General features: G+C 33.4%; 18 protein-coding genes. 9 read left to right on the top strand and 9 right to left on the bottom strand.

Annotated elements, in window-relative coordinates:
* Window positions 1–766: 766 nt before the first annotated feature.
* The 3 genes from prc to DK866_RS09090 all read right to left on the bottom strand — a co-directional run bounded on the left by prc (window position 767) and on the right by DK866_RS09090 (window position 4,132).
* Window positions 767–2,827: a carboxy terminal-processing peptidase gene (gene prc, locus DK866_RS09100; RefSeq protein ID WP_109408643.1), complete on the bottom strand. Its 2,061-nt coding sequence runs from the start codon at window positions 2,825–2,827 to the stop codon at window positions 767–769.
* A gap of 19 nt (window positions 2,828–2,846) precedes the next feature.
* Window positions 2,847–3,539: an RNA chaperone ProQ gene (gene proQ / locus DK866_RS09095; RefSeq protein WP_109408642.1), complete on the bottom strand. Its 693-nt coding sequence runs from the start codon at window positions 3,537–3,539 to the stop codon at window positions 2,847–2,849.
* A gap of 95 nt (window positions 3,540–3,634) precedes the next feature.
* Window positions 3,635–4,132, bottom strand: a complete 498-nt coding sequence (locus DK866_RS09090; RefSeq protein WP_109408641.1) for a GAF domain-containing protein — start codon at window positions 4,130–4,132, stop codon at window positions 3,635–3,637.
* Between the two features lie 266 nt (window positions 4,133–4,398).
* Between DK866_RS09090 and yebS the strand changes: the two genes are divergently transcribed.
* From yebS to DK866_RS09075, 3 genes are all read left to right on the top strand, one after another.
* Window positions 4,399–5,667, top strand: a complete 1,269-nt coding sequence (yebS, locus tag DK866_RS09085) for a membrane integrity lipid transport subunit YebS (RefSeq protein WP_109408640.1) — start codon at window positions 4,399–4,401, stop codon at window positions 5,665–5,667.
* A complete protein-coding gene (locus DK866_RS09080) occupies window positions 5,609–7,927 on the top strand; it encodes a PqiB family protein (RefSeq protein WP_109408639.1) in 2,319 nt (772 codons plus the stop codon). The genes yebS and DK866_RS09080 overlap by 59 nt, the downstream gene beginning before the upstream one ends.
* Window positions 7,928–8,137: 210 nt before the next feature.
* Window positions 8,138–8,380: a DUF1480 family protein gene (locus DK866_RS09075; RefSeq protein WP_072070409.1), complete on the top strand. Its 243-nt coding sequence runs from the start codon at window positions 8,138–8,140 to the stop codon at window positions 8,378–8,380.
* A 304-nt stretch (window positions 8,381–8,684) separates the two neighbouring features.
* Here DK866_RS09075 and DK866_RS09070 read toward each other — a convergent pair whose 3' ends face one another.
* The 4 genes from DK866_RS09070 to ftnA form a co-directional block, all read right to left on the bottom strand.
* Complete coding sequence (locus tag DK866_RS09070; RefSeq protein ID WP_109408638.1) at window positions 8,685–9,026, bottom strand: YebY family protein; 342 nt, start codon at window positions 9,024–9,026, stop codon at window positions 8,685–8,687.
* A 47-nt stretch (window positions 9,027–9,073) separates the two neighbouring features.
* A complete protein-coding gene (copD, locus tag DK866_RS09065) occupies window positions 9,074–9,970 on the bottom strand; it encodes a copper homeostasis membrane protein CopD (protein WP_109408637.1) in 897 nt (298 codons plus the stop codon).
* Window positions 9,970–10,362 (bottom strand): copper homeostasis periplasmic binding protein CopC, encoded by a 393-nt coding sequence (copC, locus tag DK866_RS09060; protein WP_109408636.1) that lies wholly within the window; start codon window positions 10,360–10,362, stop codon window positions 9,970–9,972. Before copC ends, copD begins: the two co-directional genes overlap by 1 nt.
* A gap of 433 nt (window positions 10,363–10,795) precedes the next feature.
* Complete coding sequence (gene ftnA, locus DK866_RS09055) at window positions 10,796–11,299, bottom strand: non-heme ferritin (protein WP_072070414.1); 504 nt, start codon at window positions 11,297–11,299, stop codon at window positions 10,796–10,798.
* Window positions 11,300–12,000: 701 nt separating this feature from the next.
* Here ftnA and DK866_RS09050 point away from each other — a divergent pair.
* The 5 genes from DK866_RS09050 (at window position 12,001) to DK866_RS09030 (ending at window position 17,082) form a co-directional block, all read left to right on the top strand.
* Window positions 12,001–12,435, top strand: coding sequence for a universal stress protein (locus tag DK866_RS09050; RefSeq protein WP_109408635.1), 435 nt, complete (start codon window positions 12,001–12,003; stop codon window positions 12,433–12,435).
* A gap of 315 nt (window positions 12,436–12,750) precedes the next feature.
* Entirely contained in the window at window positions 12,751–13,131 is a 381-nt protein-coding gene (locus DK866_RS09045) for a DUF2628 domain-containing protein (RefSeq protein WP_109408634.1), read from the top strand.
* A gap of 178 nt (window positions 13,132–13,309) precedes the next feature.
* Window positions 13,310–13,861, top strand: coding sequence for a class IV adenylate cyclase (cyaB, locus tag DK866_RS09040; protein ID WP_109408633.1), 552 nt, complete (start codon window positions 13,310–13,312; stop codon window positions 13,859–13,861).
* A gap of 328 nt (window positions 13,862–14,189) precedes the next feature.
* Window positions 14,190–14,789, top strand: coding sequence for an NADH:ubiquinone reductase (Na(+)-transporting) subunit E (gene nqrE, locus DK866_RS09035; RefSeq protein WP_109408632.1), 600 nt, complete (start codon window positions 14,190–14,192; stop codon window positions 14,787–14,789).
* A gap of 694 nt (window positions 14,790–15,483) precedes the next feature.
* A complete protein-coding gene (locus tag DK866_RS09030) occupies window positions 15,484–17,082 on the top strand; it encodes a methyl-accepting chemotaxis protein (RefSeq protein WP_167395480.1) in 1,599 nt (532 codons plus the stop codon).
* 66 nt (window positions 17,083–17,148) lie between these two features.
* On the opposite strand, the gene DK866_RS09025 is transcribed toward DK866_RS09030, so the two are convergent.
* Window positions 17,149–17,886: a phosphatase gene (locus DK866_RS09025; protein ID WP_109408631.1), complete on the bottom strand. Its 738-nt coding sequence runs from the start codon at window positions 17,884–17,886 to the stop codon at window positions 17,149–17,151.
* Between the two features lie 300 nt (window positions 17,887–18,186).
* Here DK866_RS09025 and DK866_RS09020 point away from each other — a divergent pair, with 300 nt between their 5' ends.
* Window positions 18,187–18,621, top strand: coding sequence for a hypothetical protein (locus tag DK866_RS09020; RefSeq protein WP_109408630.1), 435 nt, complete (start codon window positions 18,187–18,189; stop codon window positions 18,619–18,621).
* Between the two features lie 86 nt (window positions 18,622–18,707).
* Here the strand turns inward: DK866_RS09020 and DK866_RS09015 are convergent, their stop codons facing one another.
* Window positions 18,708–19,571 (bottom strand): lipase family alpha/beta hydrolase, encoded by an 864-nt coding sequence (locus tag DK866_RS09015; protein ID WP_109408629.1) that lies wholly within the window; start codon window positions 19,569–19,571, stop codon window positions 18,708–18,710.
* Between the last annotated feature and the right edge of the window lie 41 nt (window positions 19,572–19,612).

Raw genomic sequence — 19,612 nt, 5'->3', positions numbered from 1 at the left:
ATGGCTATCTCACTGCATACCATATTTGTATTTATTCATTTTTTAGCAATAAAAATTCTTTTAGCAAATTATAGATTATTTGCCTTTTAGTTATTATTCCTTACGTAGAAAGACCATTCCTGAAAATATGATATTTCAGTTTTTACATGTGACTCTGATAATACATTTTGAACTCATAGAATAAAAACAACCCATTATTTAGATAAGTTTTTAGCTGTTGCATCAATGTCTCAAAGTGACACTAAATTTCTATGATCTGTATGCTATAGTAATTTTATGTCAATTTAAGCGATCATTGTCACAACATGTTACATTTATTGCAATAAGTAAACCATCAAACGTGAGCATAATCACAATAAATAATTTATTTACCTTTTTATTTTACTTACTAGATAAAAAACCAATTACATATCATCATTTGAAGAAATTTTTATCTAAAAGCTAATTTAATATCTTTTTTACATCACAAACTTATTAGAAATATATTTCAGATTAAAAATTAAGCGAAACAAAGTTAAATTAAATATTTATATATTAATAATTATTTATATTACGGGTAACTTTATAGAATAAATAAACAAGAAGATAAAAGCTCTAAGCCCCAAAATATAGCCAATGTATTTAAAACACGCCTAGTAACTTACTTGATAAACATTGGTTAGCAAAACCTTTTTTATATCTTGATGTACTTAAATATAAAAAAACCCAGTAATTGGCTATCCAACTACTGGGGTAATTTTAAGTATCAGTTTTTATAATTGATAACTTAATTTAATAGTTTTTTCGGCTTAAGTACCTTTGAAAGATCAACAGCAATTTTTGCGGTCTCATCTAAATAAGGATCTGGCCCTTCATAATCCTTAGGTAAATCATCAAGTGATTTTAACAAAGGCTTACCTTCTAATTTAAAACGCTCATTAATACGATTTAATTTAATGGTTTCTAGCTCTTTGTTTTCTTTCTCTCTTTCAGCAAAATTCAGGATAACAAATTTATCTTCACCTTTTGCTTTAGCATCATTGTAGCGTTGAATATCATCAAAAATGTATGAGAATTCTCTGTCACTTGCAATACGTTTAGTATGCTGCTCCGTTAATGGTGCTAATGCCGTTTTCAATTTATCTGAGTATTCAGATAACTGATAACTAGCAGGAGAAATACTATCCCAAGGTAATGCGTTATCTTCAAAGCTTTCGCCCATTTCAGCACTATCAAAACTTGGTAATAATAAATCAGGTGTTACCCCTTTAAGCTGAGTACTACCACCATTAATTCGATAGAATTTTTGGATAGTGTATTGTACTGAACCTAAACCTGGCCAATCAGGGCTAAGCATTTGATCGTAAACTCGTGTTAAAGGACGATATTGTTGAACTGTTCCTTTACCAAATGTTTGTTCACCAACAATCAAAGCACGTCCATAATCTTGCATGGCTGCCGCAAAAATTTCAGAAGCTGAAGCACTAAAACGGTTCACAATAACAACTAATGGGCCTTTGTAATAAACAACATCGTCTCTATCAAAATCTTGTCGTACACGACCATTATTGTCTCTAACTTGCACCACAGGACCACTTGGAATAAATAATCCTGACAGTGAAATGGCTTCAGTTAAAGCACCACCACCGTTACCACGTAAATCAATAACTAATGACGAAACATTATCTTTTGCTACTTTTTGCAATTGAGTTTTAACATCATTAGTTAGACCAACATAGAAACTTGGAATATCTAAAATAGCGACTTTATCACCATTGATGACTTTTTCTGTCAATTTAACAGCTCGGTCTTCTAAACGGATCTGTTCTCTCACTATCGTGATTGTTCTTGGTTTAGCGCCTTTCTCATCAGAGATAACTTCTAACTTAACTTGACTACCTTTTGGACCTTTAATCAAGGCAACAATATCATCAAGTCGCCAACCGACAACGTCTACCATCGGTTTATTTTGTTGGCCTACAGCAATAATTTTATCACCAACTTTCAACTCTTTGCTTTTTGCAGCCGGTCCACCAGTCACCATCGAGTTGATCATAGGATAGTCATCATCCATTTGTAATACAGCACCGATGCCTTCTAATGAAAGACTCATTTCAGAATCGAATGCTTCTGTATTTCTTGGTGATAAATAACTGGTATGTGGATCAATTTCGCGGGCAAATGCCGACATAATAATTTGAAAAACGTCTTCACTTTGGCTTTGTGTTTGACGACGCAAAGCGGCTTTATAGCGCTTGGTCAACGTTTCTTTAATTTCACTGTCTGTTTTTTCAGATAATTTCAGTGTTAACCAATCGTATTTAACTTTTTCATCCCAAAGCTTATCTAATTCAGCTTGAGTTTGAGGCCATGGTGCTTTCGTTCTATCTAACTCAAACTTATCCTGACCAGTTAAATCCATTGGCTTATTGATACGATCTAACGCATATTGAAAACGTTCAAAACGTCTTTTTTGCGCTAAATTGAAGAGATCATAAAGGGGTTGAAGCTCACCTTTTTTCAGGTATTCACCCACTTTTGTTTTTTCTTTATCAAATTGGGCGATATCAGACGCAAGCAATACATTGTGGCTATAGTCTAATAAATTAAGATAGCGATTAAATATCTTTTCAGAAAAGCTCGCATCTAGCGAAAACTGACGATAATGAGAGCGTTCAAAACGAGAGGTAACTCGCTCGCTCACAGTAGAGTGTTGTGGCTCTTGCTTTAATTCGGGTAACTGATCAATAGTTGCCATTGCTGGAGTGGCTGGTTTCTCAGCCATCACAACAGAAGTACCTGTTAATGTTAATCCGATTGCAAAAGCCACATTTAAAAGTTTGTTCATGCTCTGGTTGGCCTCCGTATCAGAACTTTAAATGTTCCGTGCGTACATTCATTGCCAAACCGTTAGGCAATTGTACACGTACACCCTCTTTTGCTATCTCTAGCACTGTCGCATTCATCACGCTACTACCGACGTTAACTTTCAGCGATTGACCAACAGTAAGAACTGATATGTCTGTTACTGGAATTAACTTTTCAGTATTTTGGCGTGGTGCTTTACGAGGAGCTTGAGCCGCTTTTTGAGGACGAGGCTGCCGTTTTTCACCTTCTTTAGGTGTCTGACGACGCGTATTATTTGGCTTTTTCGCTGCCGGACGTTTACTGGTCTCCTTATCACCTTCAGCTTCGCGCTTTTTAGCACGTTGTTCAGCTCTTTGAGCTTGAACGCGCGCCTTGGCTTCTGCTAATTGTGTACGAGCATGTTCAATATGCTCAGCTTCCAGTTCGCCGCAGTCATTACCATCCAAATCGACACGTTTTGCCCCTTCTTTAACTCCATAAAGGTAGCGCCAACTTGAGGTATATAAGCGTAATGCGGAACGTAACTGTGTTTTGCTTAATTCAGCTTCATCTTTTAGAGCTTCAACAAGATCTTGAAAAATGCCAACTTTCAAAGGGCGAGCTTCGCCCTCAGCAATAAAACACTTAGGGAAACGTTCAGCTAAAAAAGCGATGATTTCTTTACTACTATTCAACTTAGGTTGATTTTCCATGAAATTTCCTGATTACAACGGTTTTGCCAACCAGCGCAGGCATGAACAAGCGACATTATAATAGTGTTGCCAACAATTTCTATGGCAAACGCCTGTTAACTTACACAAAATTCACAATATTTTGCTGTATGACAAGTTTTTAAATGCTCGCAGAGCACGTCACACAACGCTTTAAGCCCATTTTCATCTTTTTTATCAAAACGATTAAAAATAGGGCTATCAATATCGAGAACGCCGATAATTTGTCCATTCACCTCTAGAGGTAGAACAATTTCAGACTGACTTGCACTGTCACAAGCAATATGTCCACTAAATTGATGAACGTCATCCACTCTTAAAATTCTGTTTTCGGAGTATGCAGTTCCGCAAACTCCTTTTCCAAAACCTATCCTGACACAAGCAATTTTACCTTGAAATGGACCAAGAACTAATGAATCACCATCATTAAGATAAAACCCAACCCAATTTATCGTATCTAACCTCTCGAAAAGAAGTGCGCTGGTATTAGCAAGTGATGCGATAAGATCATTTTCACCAGACAACAAGGCTGACAAATTATCAGTGAGTTCCTGATAAAAAAGCGAATTTGGCATCATTAAACCTTATTTACATAACTAAAATAGATAACATACTCGTAATTTAGCCTATTTTATCTTGAGGTTGAATACTCCATTTTCAAGAATTGGGTAAAAAAACGATAAAACTTCCTTAACATCTACAAAAAAAATCAGACTCTTATTATTGTAAAATGAAAGGCATAAATATAATAAAAATGATAACTTGTGAACCATTGAGTATAGGTACTTTTTTTTAGCTTAATCAAACGATAACTCTTAAGAAAGCTAACTTAGGCGAATTAATGAGCAACACTGAGAACAATATCGCAATTAACAAAATAAAATCAATACGCTGCCAAGAATGTGACCATCTTGTGGCACTTCCCCTTGCGCTTAAGCGTGGAGAAGATGCGTACTGTCCACGTTGCCAAGCTAAACTTGCCTCTTATCGAGACTGGTCACTAACTCGCTTACTTATTTTGTCGATTACAATGCTAATCTTGGCATCTATTGCATTTACTCAACCATTAATCAAAATCCATTTATTGGGCACAATGATAACCGCCAACGTGCTTGATGGTATTCGTATGATGTCAGAGCAAGGCTCTCCTCTTACTGCAACTATGGTTCTCTTTTGTGCTGTCGCCGCCCCACTTAGTCTCCCTATTGCTATTTTGTATCTTCATTTGGGTGCGCGTTTACGTTTAAATTTACGTCCAGTGCTTTTAATGCTTGGCAAATTAAAAGAATGGGTAATGCTAGATGTTTATTTGATTGGGCTGGGTGTTGCAACAATAAAATTAGGTGATTATGCCACGGTTTATATTGGCAATGGGTTAATTGCTTTTGTTTCTTTAATGCTACTAAGCTTATTGATGCTGATTAATATTAATATGGACCAACTTTGGCAACAATTTTATCCACAAAAAGAGATCCAACGAAGCCCAGCAACATGCCATGCTTGCCATTATCATTTTAAAAAAATGCCTTCAACACATTGCCCACGTTGTAAATCTTGCTACACCCCAAGACAACCAATGAGTTTGCAGAAAACATGGGCAGCATTAATTGCAGCGATTATTTTATTATTACCTGCAAATTTATTGCCTATTTCTATTTTTTATTTAAATGGCCAACGCACCGAAGATACCATTTTTTCTGGCGTCATTGCCTTGGTAAATTCAGGTAATACCCCTATTGCTATTATCGTTTTTATTGCCAGTATTTTTGTGCCTTTTTTCAAAATTATTATTATGTTGGGTCTATTGTTGAGTATTCATTTTGATTCTCACATTCACCCTCTATTACGTATGAAATTATACCGTTTTGTCTCTTGGATAGGACGATGGTCAATGCTTGATCTCTTTGTGATCGCACTGATGATGTCATTAATTAATCGAGATCAACTGATGACGTTCACAATGGGCCCAGCAGCTTTTTATTTTGGTACTGCGGTTATTCTTACTATCCTTGCCGTTGAATGGTTGGATAGTCGTTTACTATGGGATACTTATGCAACACGAAGAAAACGACGCTCAGGAAACACAAGCCCAAATACGCCGCAAGCGTAGAATTTCGACATTTTGGCTACTCCCTGTTATCGCCATTTTTATTGCAAGTTGGTTGCTTTTCCAACATTGGCAAGATAAAGGCGTACAAATTACGATTGATTTTCAATCTGCTTCAGGGATTGTCTCTGGTAGAACACCAATCCGCTATCAAGGCGTTGATGTAGGAATAGTTAAAGATATCACCTTAAGCGATGACTTACGCAGAGTTATTGTGACAGCTGATGTACGAAAAAACCTTGCTTCTGCATTACGGAAAAATACGCAATTTTGGCTTGTTACACCTAAAGCGAGCCTATCAGGTGTATCAGGGCTAGATGCTTTAGTAGGTGGTAACTACATCAGTATGCTACCCGGTGATGGTGAAAAGCAGTTTAAATTTATTGCTCAAGAAGTTCGCCCTCAAGCAAATATTGATAAAAACCAGCAATTAATTACCTTAACTGCAGATAAACTGGGATCACTCAATGTTGACTCTCAAGTTTATTACCGCCAAGTTCCCGTAGGGAAAGTTTATAGCTACGCAATTCGCCCTGACAACCAAGGCGTTTTTATTGAATTAAGTATTGATAAACAATATTCACATTTAATTCGTCAAGACAGCCATTTTTGGAATGTATCTGGATTCCAAGGTAATTTTAATTTAAAAAGTGGCGTGTCCGTTAAAATGGAAAGTGTTTCTGCTTTAATTAACGGTGCGATAGCTTTTGACTCCCCAGAAAACAGTCAACCAGCACAAGAAAACCAGCAGTTTGTTTTACAATCGGCTACCTCTGTTGAGGCGGGTAAAGCAATATATGGTGAAGATGGATTAATTCTTTCTCTAACTAGTGAAGAAAGTTGGGGCGTCGATGCAGGACAACCGATTCTCTTTAGAGGCATAACTATTGGCCAAGTCATACAACGTAATATAAGTGATGATGGTGTTATCTTCGATGCTATTATCGCCCCTGAATATAAACATTATATTTATGAGAACAGCAAGTTTGTTGCCAATAGCCGAATAAACGTCAATATGGGCTTAAATGGTATTGATATTCAAGGTGCTTCTCCTCAAGAATGGCTTGAAGGCGGTATTCATCTTATTCAAGGTAACAAAGGTACCCCTAAAGAGCAGTACCGTCTGTATCGCAATGATTTTTTTGCTAAAGCAAGCATCAATGGTAATGAATTACCAGTGACATTAACGTTAAAAGCCTCCAGCCTTCCGGGTATTCAAAAAGGCTCTGTCGTGCTTTACCATCAATTTCAGGTTGGTGAAATCACTGATGTCAGACCATTAATTGATGAGTTTGATATTGATGTTTATATTTCCAAACAATATCGCCACCTTCTTACTGAAAAAAGTGTTTTCTGGACTGAAGGTGCGGCAAAAGTTTCCGTCAATGGTTCAGGATTAACCGTTGAAGCGACACCATTAAATAGAGCCTTAAAAGGTGCTATTAGCTTCGATAACTTTGAAAATATCAACAATAACGCCTCACGTTACAAACTCTATTCATCAGAAACCAGTGCTAGGGCTATTGGTGCTCAAATCACTTTAAAAACTTACGATGCTAGTAAGCTTTCTGAAGGCATGCCTATTCGTTATTTAGGCATTGATATTGGTCAGGTGGAATCACTGCTCCTCTCGCCAGATAGAAAAGCCGTGACGGTTTCAGCAGTACTCTACCCTGATTATGTAAAAACATTCGCTAGATCAGGTAGTCGCTTTGCTGTTGTCACACCAGAGCTAACAGCATCAGGATTAGATAACCTAGACTCCCTAATTCAGCCATACATTAAAGCAGAACCTGGTAATGGTGGTGTTTATCGTCAATTTGAACTTCAAACATCTAACATTACAGACTCTCGCTATCTTGATGGGTTAAATCTTGTCTTAAATGCCACAGAAGCTGGCTCAGTACAAATTGGTACGCCTATTTATTATCGAGGTCTTGAAGTTGGTGCTGTGACAGGACTTGAGTTAGGAAACATGTCTGATAGAGTCTTAATTCACATTCGAATTAGTAAAAAATATCAATACCTTGTTAGAAATAATACCGAATTTTGGCTCTCTTCTGGATATAACTTCTCCTTTGGTTTAACGGGGGGCGTTATACGAAGTGGGACATTTAAACAATTTATACGTGGAGGTATTACATTTGCAACGCCACCTTCCACGCCACTACAATCAAAAGCAAAACAGGAACAGAATTTCATTTTAAATGCAAAAGAGCCTAAAGATTGGGATGAATGGGGAACTGCGATACCAAAGCCGTAAAATAAGATAATTCTCCCTTATTTCGTACTAGTTCTTTAAAGCGGATCACAAAAAATGATCCGCTTTTTTTATTTATGAAATATATTTTGGAAATAGATTCCATTTATACTATGCTTAATTTTGTTTGGTCGAAAAGCATTATTCAGAATAAATGCCACCAACAAAACATAACGGAACACAACAAAACATCGCCTAAGCTGGAGTAACAATATGAAGAAAACAACGTTAAAAATTGCTTGCTATGAAATTGAAGATATTACTTTGAAACACTCTTCCGATAATCAATTAACTTATATTCATATTCCATGTGATTATGATACAGAGTTTTGCATGCAACTAGATGGATGGGATGAAAACACGAGCATTCCGGCTCAATTGAAAGATAAAAATATTCTGCTTTATCGCCATGCTTATGACAAAGAAAACCACCATTGGATCTTAAAAGTGGCATAAGAGATGCTAAAACAACATAAAAAAAGCCAGATAAATCATTTATCTGGCTTAGGGAAAAGGCTCATTGCGAGCCGTGCGCTAAAAAGTAATTACTGATTACTGCGTAAACAAAAAAATCGAGGACTCACTCAGACCTTTCTATTTCACAACTTACTGTTAAATATTAGCTAACAATATGTAAATATCCAGTAAACAAATCAATCGCACACTCTTTTCTATTCAAAAAATAATCTCAAGTGAAATTTATTTATTAAATCAATAAAATAGAAATAAAAAATTCCACTTTCAATTATTAATCACTTGATTAATTACTTTCGCAAAGTGCTTTAAATGCACCTTGAATAGCTTCTACTGATTTTTTCTTTTCAGGAGAATTAGGATCTGGAAGTAAAATAATATCGATTAGCTGCGCCTTAACTTTTCCACTTTCCATCTGTTTCATAGCAATCTCATTAAGTGGGTACTGAACTAATGTTGCTGGATTAATCACAAACCAAGCGCCATCAGCACGGCAATTAAGCATTACCTCTTCTCGTGTAAATGGCCAATCATCACCAAATTGAAGCTTACTTACAGTGGAAATTGGAGCAGAAAATGCTTGAAAAGAGAAAAGCATTAACATTCCCGCTAATATAAAACGTTTCATGTTTATATCTCACTTAATAAATTAGATTTTTACGATTATATAACAATCTATACAGGTGAGTTAATCGCAAAGATGGCAACAGTAAAAATAACCATAGTTCCAAGTAATAGTTCAAACCAGCTATTAATTAGCAACCACTGAAAATTATTTTTCTTACGAATATGAGGCACCAAAACATAACGATTAATTACAGCCAAACCTAGCATTAGCACAACTAAGCTGATTTTAAGCCATAACATGCTTTGATATTCTGATGATAAGTGTATTGCTGGCCACCCTGGAATGAGCATAACAGCACTAATAACACCCGTGATGGTAACTAATAAAACAGCAACATGACCAAATAATGAAAATCTCTTCATTGTGCCAATAATTGGCTTGATCATCCCTTCTGCAAGCTCATCTTTATTACGCAAAAATTGTAAACAAGCAACAAATGGCCATAAACCGCCAAACCAATACGCAGCACTAATAAGATGGATACTTTGATTAACTTTATAAAAGGTTGCTTCTGATCCTGTAAACATAGCGCCATGTCCGATAGACGCATGTAGGATCAACATAATTGACGCAATTATTAATAAAGAAACATTACGAATATAGCGTTGGTGTATAAATAATACAGCTAAAGCAAGAGTTGCTAATATCAACTGCCATTGCCAAACCTGACCAAATGAAGTACCTAATACCGCTTTCCATATTTCAAGTGACCAAGCATCCTCCCACCCATCCCCCATAATGCCAGATTGCACAGCCATCCATAGATAAGTCGTAATAAAAACTGTAATAGTACTGATGGCTAATGCAGGACGTAAACGGACTTGAATAAGAGGAATAAACTTATCTTTTGCAAGAATGGCAGCCGAGAAGCTCAGTCCGAACATAAACATGACTGCCACAAAATGAAAGAAACGGCATAAAATATAAACGTCTTCAGGTGTCATTATTTTACACTAAATTGATAAGAACCTTTTGTCTTGTGCCCATCAACAGAAACCACATTCCAATCAACTAAATAATTGCCTTCAGCCAGATCACTTTCTAAAGGTAATAATAATTTAGTGTTGTTAACAGGATCTAAACTCAGTTTTCCTACTGTGATTTCTTTACCTTCCGCATTTGTTACTTTAATTTTACTAAAAGCAAGTTCAATGCCTTCAGAAAAATCTAGTGTGATAACTTTAGGTGCTTGTGACTGCTCAATAGCCGCGCCTTCAGCAGGTAACTGTGATTTTAAATGTGCGTGAGCTAATGCTTGTTGATACGACATACCTAGGAATAAAACCGCAATGGCTGATAATTTACCCCAAGATGTCTTTAGTGTATTTAATGACATAATAACCTCTTAAATTACAGGTGATTTTTTTATTTATGGAAATATTTTATAGCAAATTTACGTCAAGATCTTCGCTTCTTCTTATTAGAAATAAAAGGTTGTGAACTAGCACTCAAAATATATGTTATTTAGAGCAGTTTCTGTTTCAAATATCACCCATTTTTACACTTCAAAAAAATATAATACCCACATTGACAGTCTAAACAGTTCAATACATAACCAAATTAAGTTAAACGTAAAATAAACATCCTGTATAAATAACATCCAACAACACATTCAGGATAAAAAATAGACAGTGCTAGTAAAGGAAGAGATAAAAGGCATGAATAGAAAGAGAGGTAATGATAGAAGAATAAAAAAACGCCCTACTATTCACTTATAGCAGGGCGTAATGATTCATTTATTAACTTATTATCTGAAGCTTTATGAATAATTAGACATGTGCAGATGTTGATAATGTATTCAGATCTTTATCTAACAAGAATAAAGCTTTACCACTATCACCAACCATTGCTAATTTATCTAAGATTGATTTAAATAATTTTTCTTCTTCATGCTGCTCTGCAACATACCATTGTAAGAAGTTAAAGGTTGAATAATCTTGAGTGGTCATTGCTACATGAGCTAATTTATTAATTTCAGCTGTAATATGTTTTTCATGCTCATAAGTTTTATCGAACAATTCAGAGAGTGATGAAAACTCTGATGGTGGCGCTTCAATTGCACCAAGTAAAGGCATCGCACCTGTATCACTTAAATAATCAAATAAGCGATGCATATGCTCCATTTCTTCACGAGAATGTGCTTTTAAAAACTTAGCTGCACCATCAAATCCTTTATCGTCGCACCAAGCACTCATTTGTAAATAAAGATTTGCTGAATAAAACTCTAAATTTAGCTGTTCATTCAATTTATTAATCATATCTTGATGTAACATATTTTACGTCCTTTGCGATGAAAATTAACATTAGGGATATTATGCACACTTAAAAATAAAAATATAGTTATTTAAATAGAGTTTGTTTATTTTTTTAATTAGTTAATGTGTAACAAAAATAAAAACCAATCTCATTTGCAATATAACTTTGTTATTTTAACAAAAGTTAAATGCTACTTATTATCATTGGCAACAAAAAACCCCAACACTACCGTAACACATTGTAATAATTGATTATTATTTAAAGTTAAATTAATAAGGTTAATTTAATTATTTTTAGCCAATAAAAGCATTTAACTTTTATAAAATATAAACAAAGTACTAAAGTTTAATTATTATCTTCTATTTTTAATTCTTTACTTTATTTACATCTCTATATATAAATCTATTTATAGCCATTCTTCTTTTATATATCTATTTTAATACGATTGTAAAAAAACTTTATTATCACCTGTTAATTAATCTATTTTATCAGCAATTATTTCTAGTTTACTCCATTGTGTCCCTTCCTCTTAAATTACTACGATTTTTTTCATTTTTTGCATGTAAAAAAAACACACAACTCTCAAAAAATAAAAATATTTCTAATTTTTATACAGTTTTTGATTTTGGCTGATAAGATTAGTAGGTAACTCATATTTGTATGTACAAAAAATTAGTATTAAAGCCCTAATCATAATAAAGGTTAATTAGGAGCCACTATGACAAAAACAGTGTTAGTACCCGTTGATTTTACAGAGCTTGGTTTATTAGACAAGGTTGTTTCTCATCTAAAAGCATTGTCTGTCGCTGACAAACTGAATATTCATTTTTTATCTGTGATCCCAAGTTATGAATCTTTTGTTGGGTTTGCATTTGCAGGCCAAGACCGACTCGCAAGTGACAAACAACGTATTGAAATTGCATTATCTACGTTAAAAGAAAATTTATCGCATGTTGAGATTTCTAACAGTACTTCTCAGTTTTATATTTCCATTGGTAATCCACGCGATAAAATTTTAGAAACGGCGAAAAAAATTCAAGCCGAGTTGATTGTCATCGGTTCTCGTAACCCCGGCATGAAAACTTACCTCCTCGGCTCTACTGCATCTTCTGTTGTTAGCTATGCTGAATCATCAGTATTAGTTGTCCGTTAATTACTTTATTCCCTTATAAGAAATCTGGTACAAGTCATAAACCAGATTTCTTATTCTTTATTCCGTAAAATGAAGTGAAAATAATATTTTATTTTATCATTCTTATTTTTGAGAGTAATTATTAATAATATATCTTTAAACAATAAGATAATCATTAAAAAAACAAGAAGAAAAAGGTGTATTAATGGTTAATATATAAATATATATATTAACAACCTATTAATACTTTTATATTGTTGATCATGTGAATTTATGTAAAGATACTTTTCTTTCTATGAAAACCAAATGTAATCAATATCGGTAAAAGGAATTAACATGAATAAAGAGTACTCTGAAAAATGGCAAGAGCGTTTTTCATTTTTTGATAAAAATGGCTCACCTAAAACTCCTGAATTTAAAGCGGCTTATAAAGAACTACCCTTTGGTAAACGTATTCTCATTGGAATGAATATCTGGGCCTTTTTCTTTGGTTTTATTTATTTTCTTATTTTAGGTTTATGGCGTAAAGCATTAACATTACTTGCCATTAACATTGCTATTTTTACTATTATCGGTTTCTTCCCTGTCAATAATGGTGTAATCAATGCTGTCGGTATTGCCATTAATATTTTATGGGCAATAACAGCTAACTATGCTTATTATTTAAAAGCAACCAAGAATGATCAAAGCTGGAATCCTTTTGATGGTGTTCTATAATAGTTTTTCTGCAATAATATCAAAGGGGTAATTACCCCTTTAGTTTTTATATTCCTCAAATCCTTTTTACTAACAACACTACAGTACCTTCTACTTTTGTCATAAAGATTCATTTTCCTAACCAGAGAAAATTCTAGTCAATGCTATAATGCGTTAACTAGAAATCAGGGAAAAAATCATGTCGAATCATTTTCAAGGTAAATTTGAAGCAGAACTAAAATATCACCTTCAAAATCCAGAAAAATTTATTGCAGCATTAGAAAAAGCTGGTGCAACCTTATTTACGCCTAATAACCAAGAAACAGATTGGTATATGGAATATTCTAACCTCACGTTCCCGGCATCAAACATAAGCTTATGTATAAGAAAAATGTTACCTTCAGGCATAAACCTTCTTATCGTTAAAGGCCCTGATTTATCACAATGTGAAGCAGTACGCATAGAAGATGCAGAAAAAACAGTCTCCATGTTTATCACACTAGGCTACCATTGTATTCTCAATTATACTAAATCAAGAGAAATCTATTTTTTAGACGAGTTTCATATCACCATTGATAAATTAGATAATCTAGGTTCATTTGCTGAATTCGCTATTATGACTGACGATCAAAGTCAACTTCCTCTCTATACGAAACAATTACAAAAATTAGCAGCTAAGTTTGGGTTTTCAGAAAAACATCTTGAAAAAAATAACTATAAAAAACTTATGTTAAATAGCTTAAAAGGATAACCTAATTTAAATTAAAGATATTCTTTCTATCACTTGTTCAAACACCGACATTATAACCTTATCCTAAATATCGGTGTTTTATCTTTCCCAATATTATTTACCCCACGTAGTAAAAAATAGAAAAAACCTCCCTTGATACAAGTTTAAACTTGAATACTATTTTTTTGGAGATCTTCTTAAATTTTTTCTTTTTTTCTCTTTAATAACATTCAGCTTTAGGCTAATAATGCTATTCAGATCCGGTTTAAAAGATATTTTTGCAATACCACTTATATTAATGCTATGTTTTTATTAGAATTAATAAAAAAATATACTAATAGGAGGGGTTATGCTTGAAAATTACCTTAATATCTTCATTAAGGCAACTTTTATTGAGAACATGGCATTAAGTTTCTTTTTGGGAATGTGTACTTTCCTTGCTGTTTCAAAAGAAGTGAAAACATCATTAAAACTAGGACTCACCGTCACTGTTTTACTTATTATTGCTACTCCAATCAATAACTTAATTTATAATTTCATCTTAAAAAAAGATGTTTTAGTGGAAGGTATTGATCTTAGTTTTCTAAGATATATTACTTTTATTGGTGTTTTAGCCGCATTGGTTCAAATATTAGAAATGTTTTTAGATAAATTTATCCCTTCACTTTACCATTCATTAGGGATTTTTTTGCCTTTATTAACTATTCATTGCGCTATCTTTGGTGCCACCATTTTTATGGTTGAGCGTGATTATACATTTTCAGAATCAGTTATATACGGTGCAGGTTGTGGCGTAGGCTGGTTACTAGCAATTGTCGCTCTATCTGGCCTACGAGAAAAAATGAAATATTCAGATATTCCTAAAGGATTAAGAGGATTAGGTATCACCTTTATCACTGTAGGATTAATGTCATTAGGTTTTATGTCATTTTCCGGTATTTCACTTTAAAAAAACATTTAATATCATTTAATTCAAATTTTCATACATCATAAATTTTATTGAAAAAACAACATAAACTATAAACGGAAAGCTCACATTTTTCGTTTATAGTATTTTTATCTATTTTCTTCCTACCCCCTATTTCCTCTTACTTATTTTAACTCGCACAATCACATAAATACTTCTTATTTATGCTTGTAATAAAAGAAAAACTAATTTTATTTATTGCTCTTTATATCATAAGTATTTTTTTATTTTATAAATAGAATCACTTACATTATTAAAATCTAATTGTTTAAATTACAAACTATCAATTCACATTAAATTAATAACAAATCAACAGATTATCAATTAGTTATTAAAAACAACATTTTTTATGTCATCTTTTTACTTTTTCAAATTTTAAGTCTTAAATTAAATTTAATGAAAATCAACACGTTACATCACCAAGGGATTCATTTGAAAAATTTATTAATAAGAACAATAAATAACCATAAAGAATATTTATAAAATGCCGATACTCTTTTTTAGTATTTGAAAAAATCAAAAGGATATATGGCATTAAATCAAAGAGTGTTCTAAAAACATAACTTTACTCGTTTTCAGTCATTTTTTGTCTATACCAGTTACAGGAAGTAAAAATAAAACTTAAAAATCAATAAATTGCACAGTTGTATTTTTATAAAAAAGGAAATAACTATTCATGTTTAAGAACTTCAAACAACGTTATTTGCCAAACGTCTCTTTTAATATGTCGAATTTAAAAACAACCACCTTAGTTTGGCTTATAACCGGCTCCTTGATTTTACTTCTTGGTTTAGCCTCTATTTTATTTCTCTCATCCGTAAATGATTACAAGAGAAACTTAAACGCACTAAACAATATCTACACTGAACAATCACTGCTAAGTAACACCTGGGAAAATCTGCTACAAACTCGTAATACCTTAAATAGAGCAAGCTCTCGGCATTTATTAATTATTAATAAAATGGCCACCGCAAATACTGATATTTCATCTTTATTACAACAAACTAAAGAAAAACTTCAAAGTGTTGAAAATGCTTGGAGTAGTTTTAAAAATATTCCTCATAATATTAAGAATGAAAGCTATATTCAGCAATTAGAACAAAAGTATACTGAACTTAATGCTGCATTAATTGAATTTTTAGCCTTCTTAGAACAAGGAAAAACATACGAGTATTTAAATCAACCGACACAAACCTACCAAGATAATTTTGAACAAGCATACATCAACTATCATCAGCAACTACAAAGCCATTACACTGCATCATTAAATGAAGGTGAGTTACTGTATGATAGGATCATTTATAGTTTAATTGTAATTACAATCCTCATTGTCATTTTTTCTTTTTTAGTCCAAGTCGTATTACGAAAAAATTTTATTTCACCTCTAAATGCCATTATGAAGAATATTGAAGATATCAGTAATGGTGAGTTAGCCACTAATGTCACGACAAAAGGTCTATTTGAAATAAACATCCTCACTAAAAATATTGAAAAAATGCGAGATCAAATAAAGCAGATTGTTAATAACATTAATAGCAGTTCAGGCCTTATCAATTCAGAATTAAATGATATTTCTGTTATGAACAATAATCTTGCTATTCGCGTTGAACAACAATCAGCAGCTGTACTTGAAACATCCGCAGGGATAAGACAACTAAGTGTTACCTCAAAACAACATGCAGAAAATACCCAAGCATCATGTGAACTTGTGACTAAAACAGATTCTATGATCCATCAAAGTAATGAAATGTTAGCTAACGTAGTTGAAAATATGCATGAAGTCGTCTCTTTCTCTGAGCAAATTAATGATATTACATCAACAATTGACAATATTGCCTTTCAAACTAATTTGTTAGCGTTAAATGCCGCTGTGGAAGCCGCTAGAGTAGGTGAACATGGTAAGGGATTTGCGGTGGTTGCAAAAGAAGTCCGTGAATTATCCATTAGCTGTAATTTAGCATCAAAAGAGATAAAAGTACTTGTTGCAAATTCAAGTAAAAAAATAAACCAATGTTTTCAATTAGCCGCTGACGCAAACGATAATATGGTGGATATTTCTAAACATACTGAAAATATCAATGAAATGATCCACGATATTTCTATCTCAACTAATGAACAAAGTAACGGTATTGCTCAAATTGAAGATGCTATAAACCAATTAGATCAAACAACACAAGCTAATGCCACAATGACAAGGGAGCTAGTAAATTCACTAGATTCCCTACAGACACAATCAAACCGATTAAAACAAGAGTTAACTGTTTTTCATCAATAAAAAATGCTAACTAATTCAATAGAAAGTTATCCTAAGATAGCTTTCTATTGTTCATATATTAAAGTATCAAAAATGGCTAAATTCAGGGATCTCTTTCTTCCCATGTGATTTTAAAAAATCTAAAACTTTCCTTGGGGACGTATTTAATATACGTTCTTCGGGAAAATCTATTCGAGTTAATACTTCTAATACTCGATCAAATTTTCCTAATGATAAAGCAATATGAGAGTCAGATCCTAGCGCAATCAATCCACCTGCATCACGAACTGCTTTAGCTATATCTATGCAGTTTTTCTCACTCCCTACTCTAGAATGAATAAATGATGAATTATTCATTTCTAAAGCAACGTTACTAGCCGCAGCCACTTTGGCAACTTCGGCAATATCAATGGGGTATTTAGGATTTCCAGGATGAGTTATTATTTGAACAACGCCACTTGTTATTGTCGCAATTAAAGCCTTTGTATTATCCACAATACCCAATGAACTCATAACCGGATCGTGAAAACCAGCAAGCACTATATCTAATTTCTTACTCATTTTTTCACTGCAGTCCGTTTCGCCTTTAATATTTTTAATATTTGCTTCAATACCATAAAGTATCCCAACACCATCAATCATACGGGGGATCACTGGTAAATTAGAAAAATGCCATTCATGAGGAGCATCATCCATATCAGGACCATGATCAGTAATTGCAAATAATTTAATTCCCTGCTTTTTAGCTTGCTGAAAATATTCACTCACCGTACTGTAAGCATGTGTACTGGCAATTGTATGAGCATGTAAATCAACGGGATACATAAATAATTCCTTCATAAAAAAGCGCTATGATCATCTATAAGATGGTTCTTCTTCAAATATAAGATCTACCTAAAATCGATGGGCTACAATAACAAAAATATGAAATAGCTTATAAGCTGCTATGTCTATTTTTTCTTACATTAGTAAGAAATGAAGATAAACTTCAATAAATATGCTTTAATCTTCAACATATTATTTAATATCAATTAGATAATTAATGTTTCACTTTAGTACTATACACAATAATTCTGAAAATACATTGTATAATGCTTTTTCATTTTAACTTTACAAAGGCTAATTATGTTCAACTATCCCGCAGTCGCTCATTTTGATGAAGAAAGTGAAACCTACGAAATTACTTATCGTGATTTTGATAATATACACGCTGTTGCTTACACGGAAGATGATATTGAGCTAGAAGCCTCTGATATTTTGCATGTTGGCCTTGAGGAGTTTCTTTCAAGTAAAATGCCTATTCCTGCTCCATCAAAAGCACAACCAGGCGATTTTATTGTTTACTTACCACTCATCAGCTGTTTGAAAATCGCGCTTCATAATGCCATGCTAGAAACTAAAACAAAAAAATCAGACCTTGCAAGAAAAATGAATTTAACTAGCGCACAAATAGAACGTCTACTTGAAATTAATCAATCATCAAAAGTTGATAGCTTAGAACAAGCTCTTTATTTATTAGGTTATGGGATTTCTGTTAGCGTTTATAAAGACACAAATTGATAATGCTAAAGATAAAAATGGCTCTAATAAAAATTAGAGCCATTAGTTTATATTATTTTATAATCCACAAATCTTGTTATTAGATATTATAACTTTTTGCTTGCTAAAAATTTGGCATGATTAGTATAAATCGCAATAATATCTTCACCTCGCCCTACTAATCCTGCAACTTGGTTAACCATATCAATGTGATCTTCAGCATAATCATCCTTAATTAATTTGCCTAATCGCATACTCGTTCGACCAACTAAGCCATCATTTTGGCGCTCAATGAAAAAAGCACTTAATACACGCATTGCGGCATGAGTCGGATCTAGTAAATTACCTTTTTCACCCGCAATTAGTCCTTGAATATAACTGCCAAATGAGTAGTAATGCACGCCATTAACGATTTCTTTACCTTCACCACCACGAACTTCAGGTAGCCCTTGTGGATATTTTTTATTAAATTCAGTTACTTTTTCAGTTGTTAATGCTTCTAATGCAGCGATAGCATCTTGAGGATTGCCACGATTACCAGAGAATGTAGAAATAATAGTGCCAATAGCTTTCATTACTGCATCAGCAATATATTCTGGCACACTATCCTTGCGCATAATGCGTCGTACTAAATCTGCAATTTCTGAACCATGATTTACACCATTAACAGAAGTAACAGAAGCAATACTTTTAGCATGTTTTGCAGCAACATAGCGACAAGCTAATGGGCCTTGGCTATGACCAATTAAATTGACTTTTTTTGCTTTCGTTTCTTTAAGAACTTTTTGCACAAATTCCCAAAGTTGCTCACCACGAACTTCATTAGAATTAAATGCAGAAAGAGATGCTGTAAAAACTTTATGACCATCCTTTTCTAATGCATCCGCGATACCATAAAAGTAAGGGTAACCGACGATATCATCAAAACCAGATAAACCATGAACTAAAATAATTGGATATGTTGTTGACATATTTTCCACTCCTTGGGGTTAAGTTAATTAATTGCTAAACA

Origin of the sequence: Proteus genomosp. 4 str. ATCC 51469, from assembly GCF_003144375.1 — a bacterium.
Lineage (GTDB): Bacteria > Pseudomonadota > Gammaproteobacteria > Enterobacterales > Enterobacteriaceae > Proteus.
This window is presented reverse-complemented; position numbering and strand designations above follow the sequence as displayed.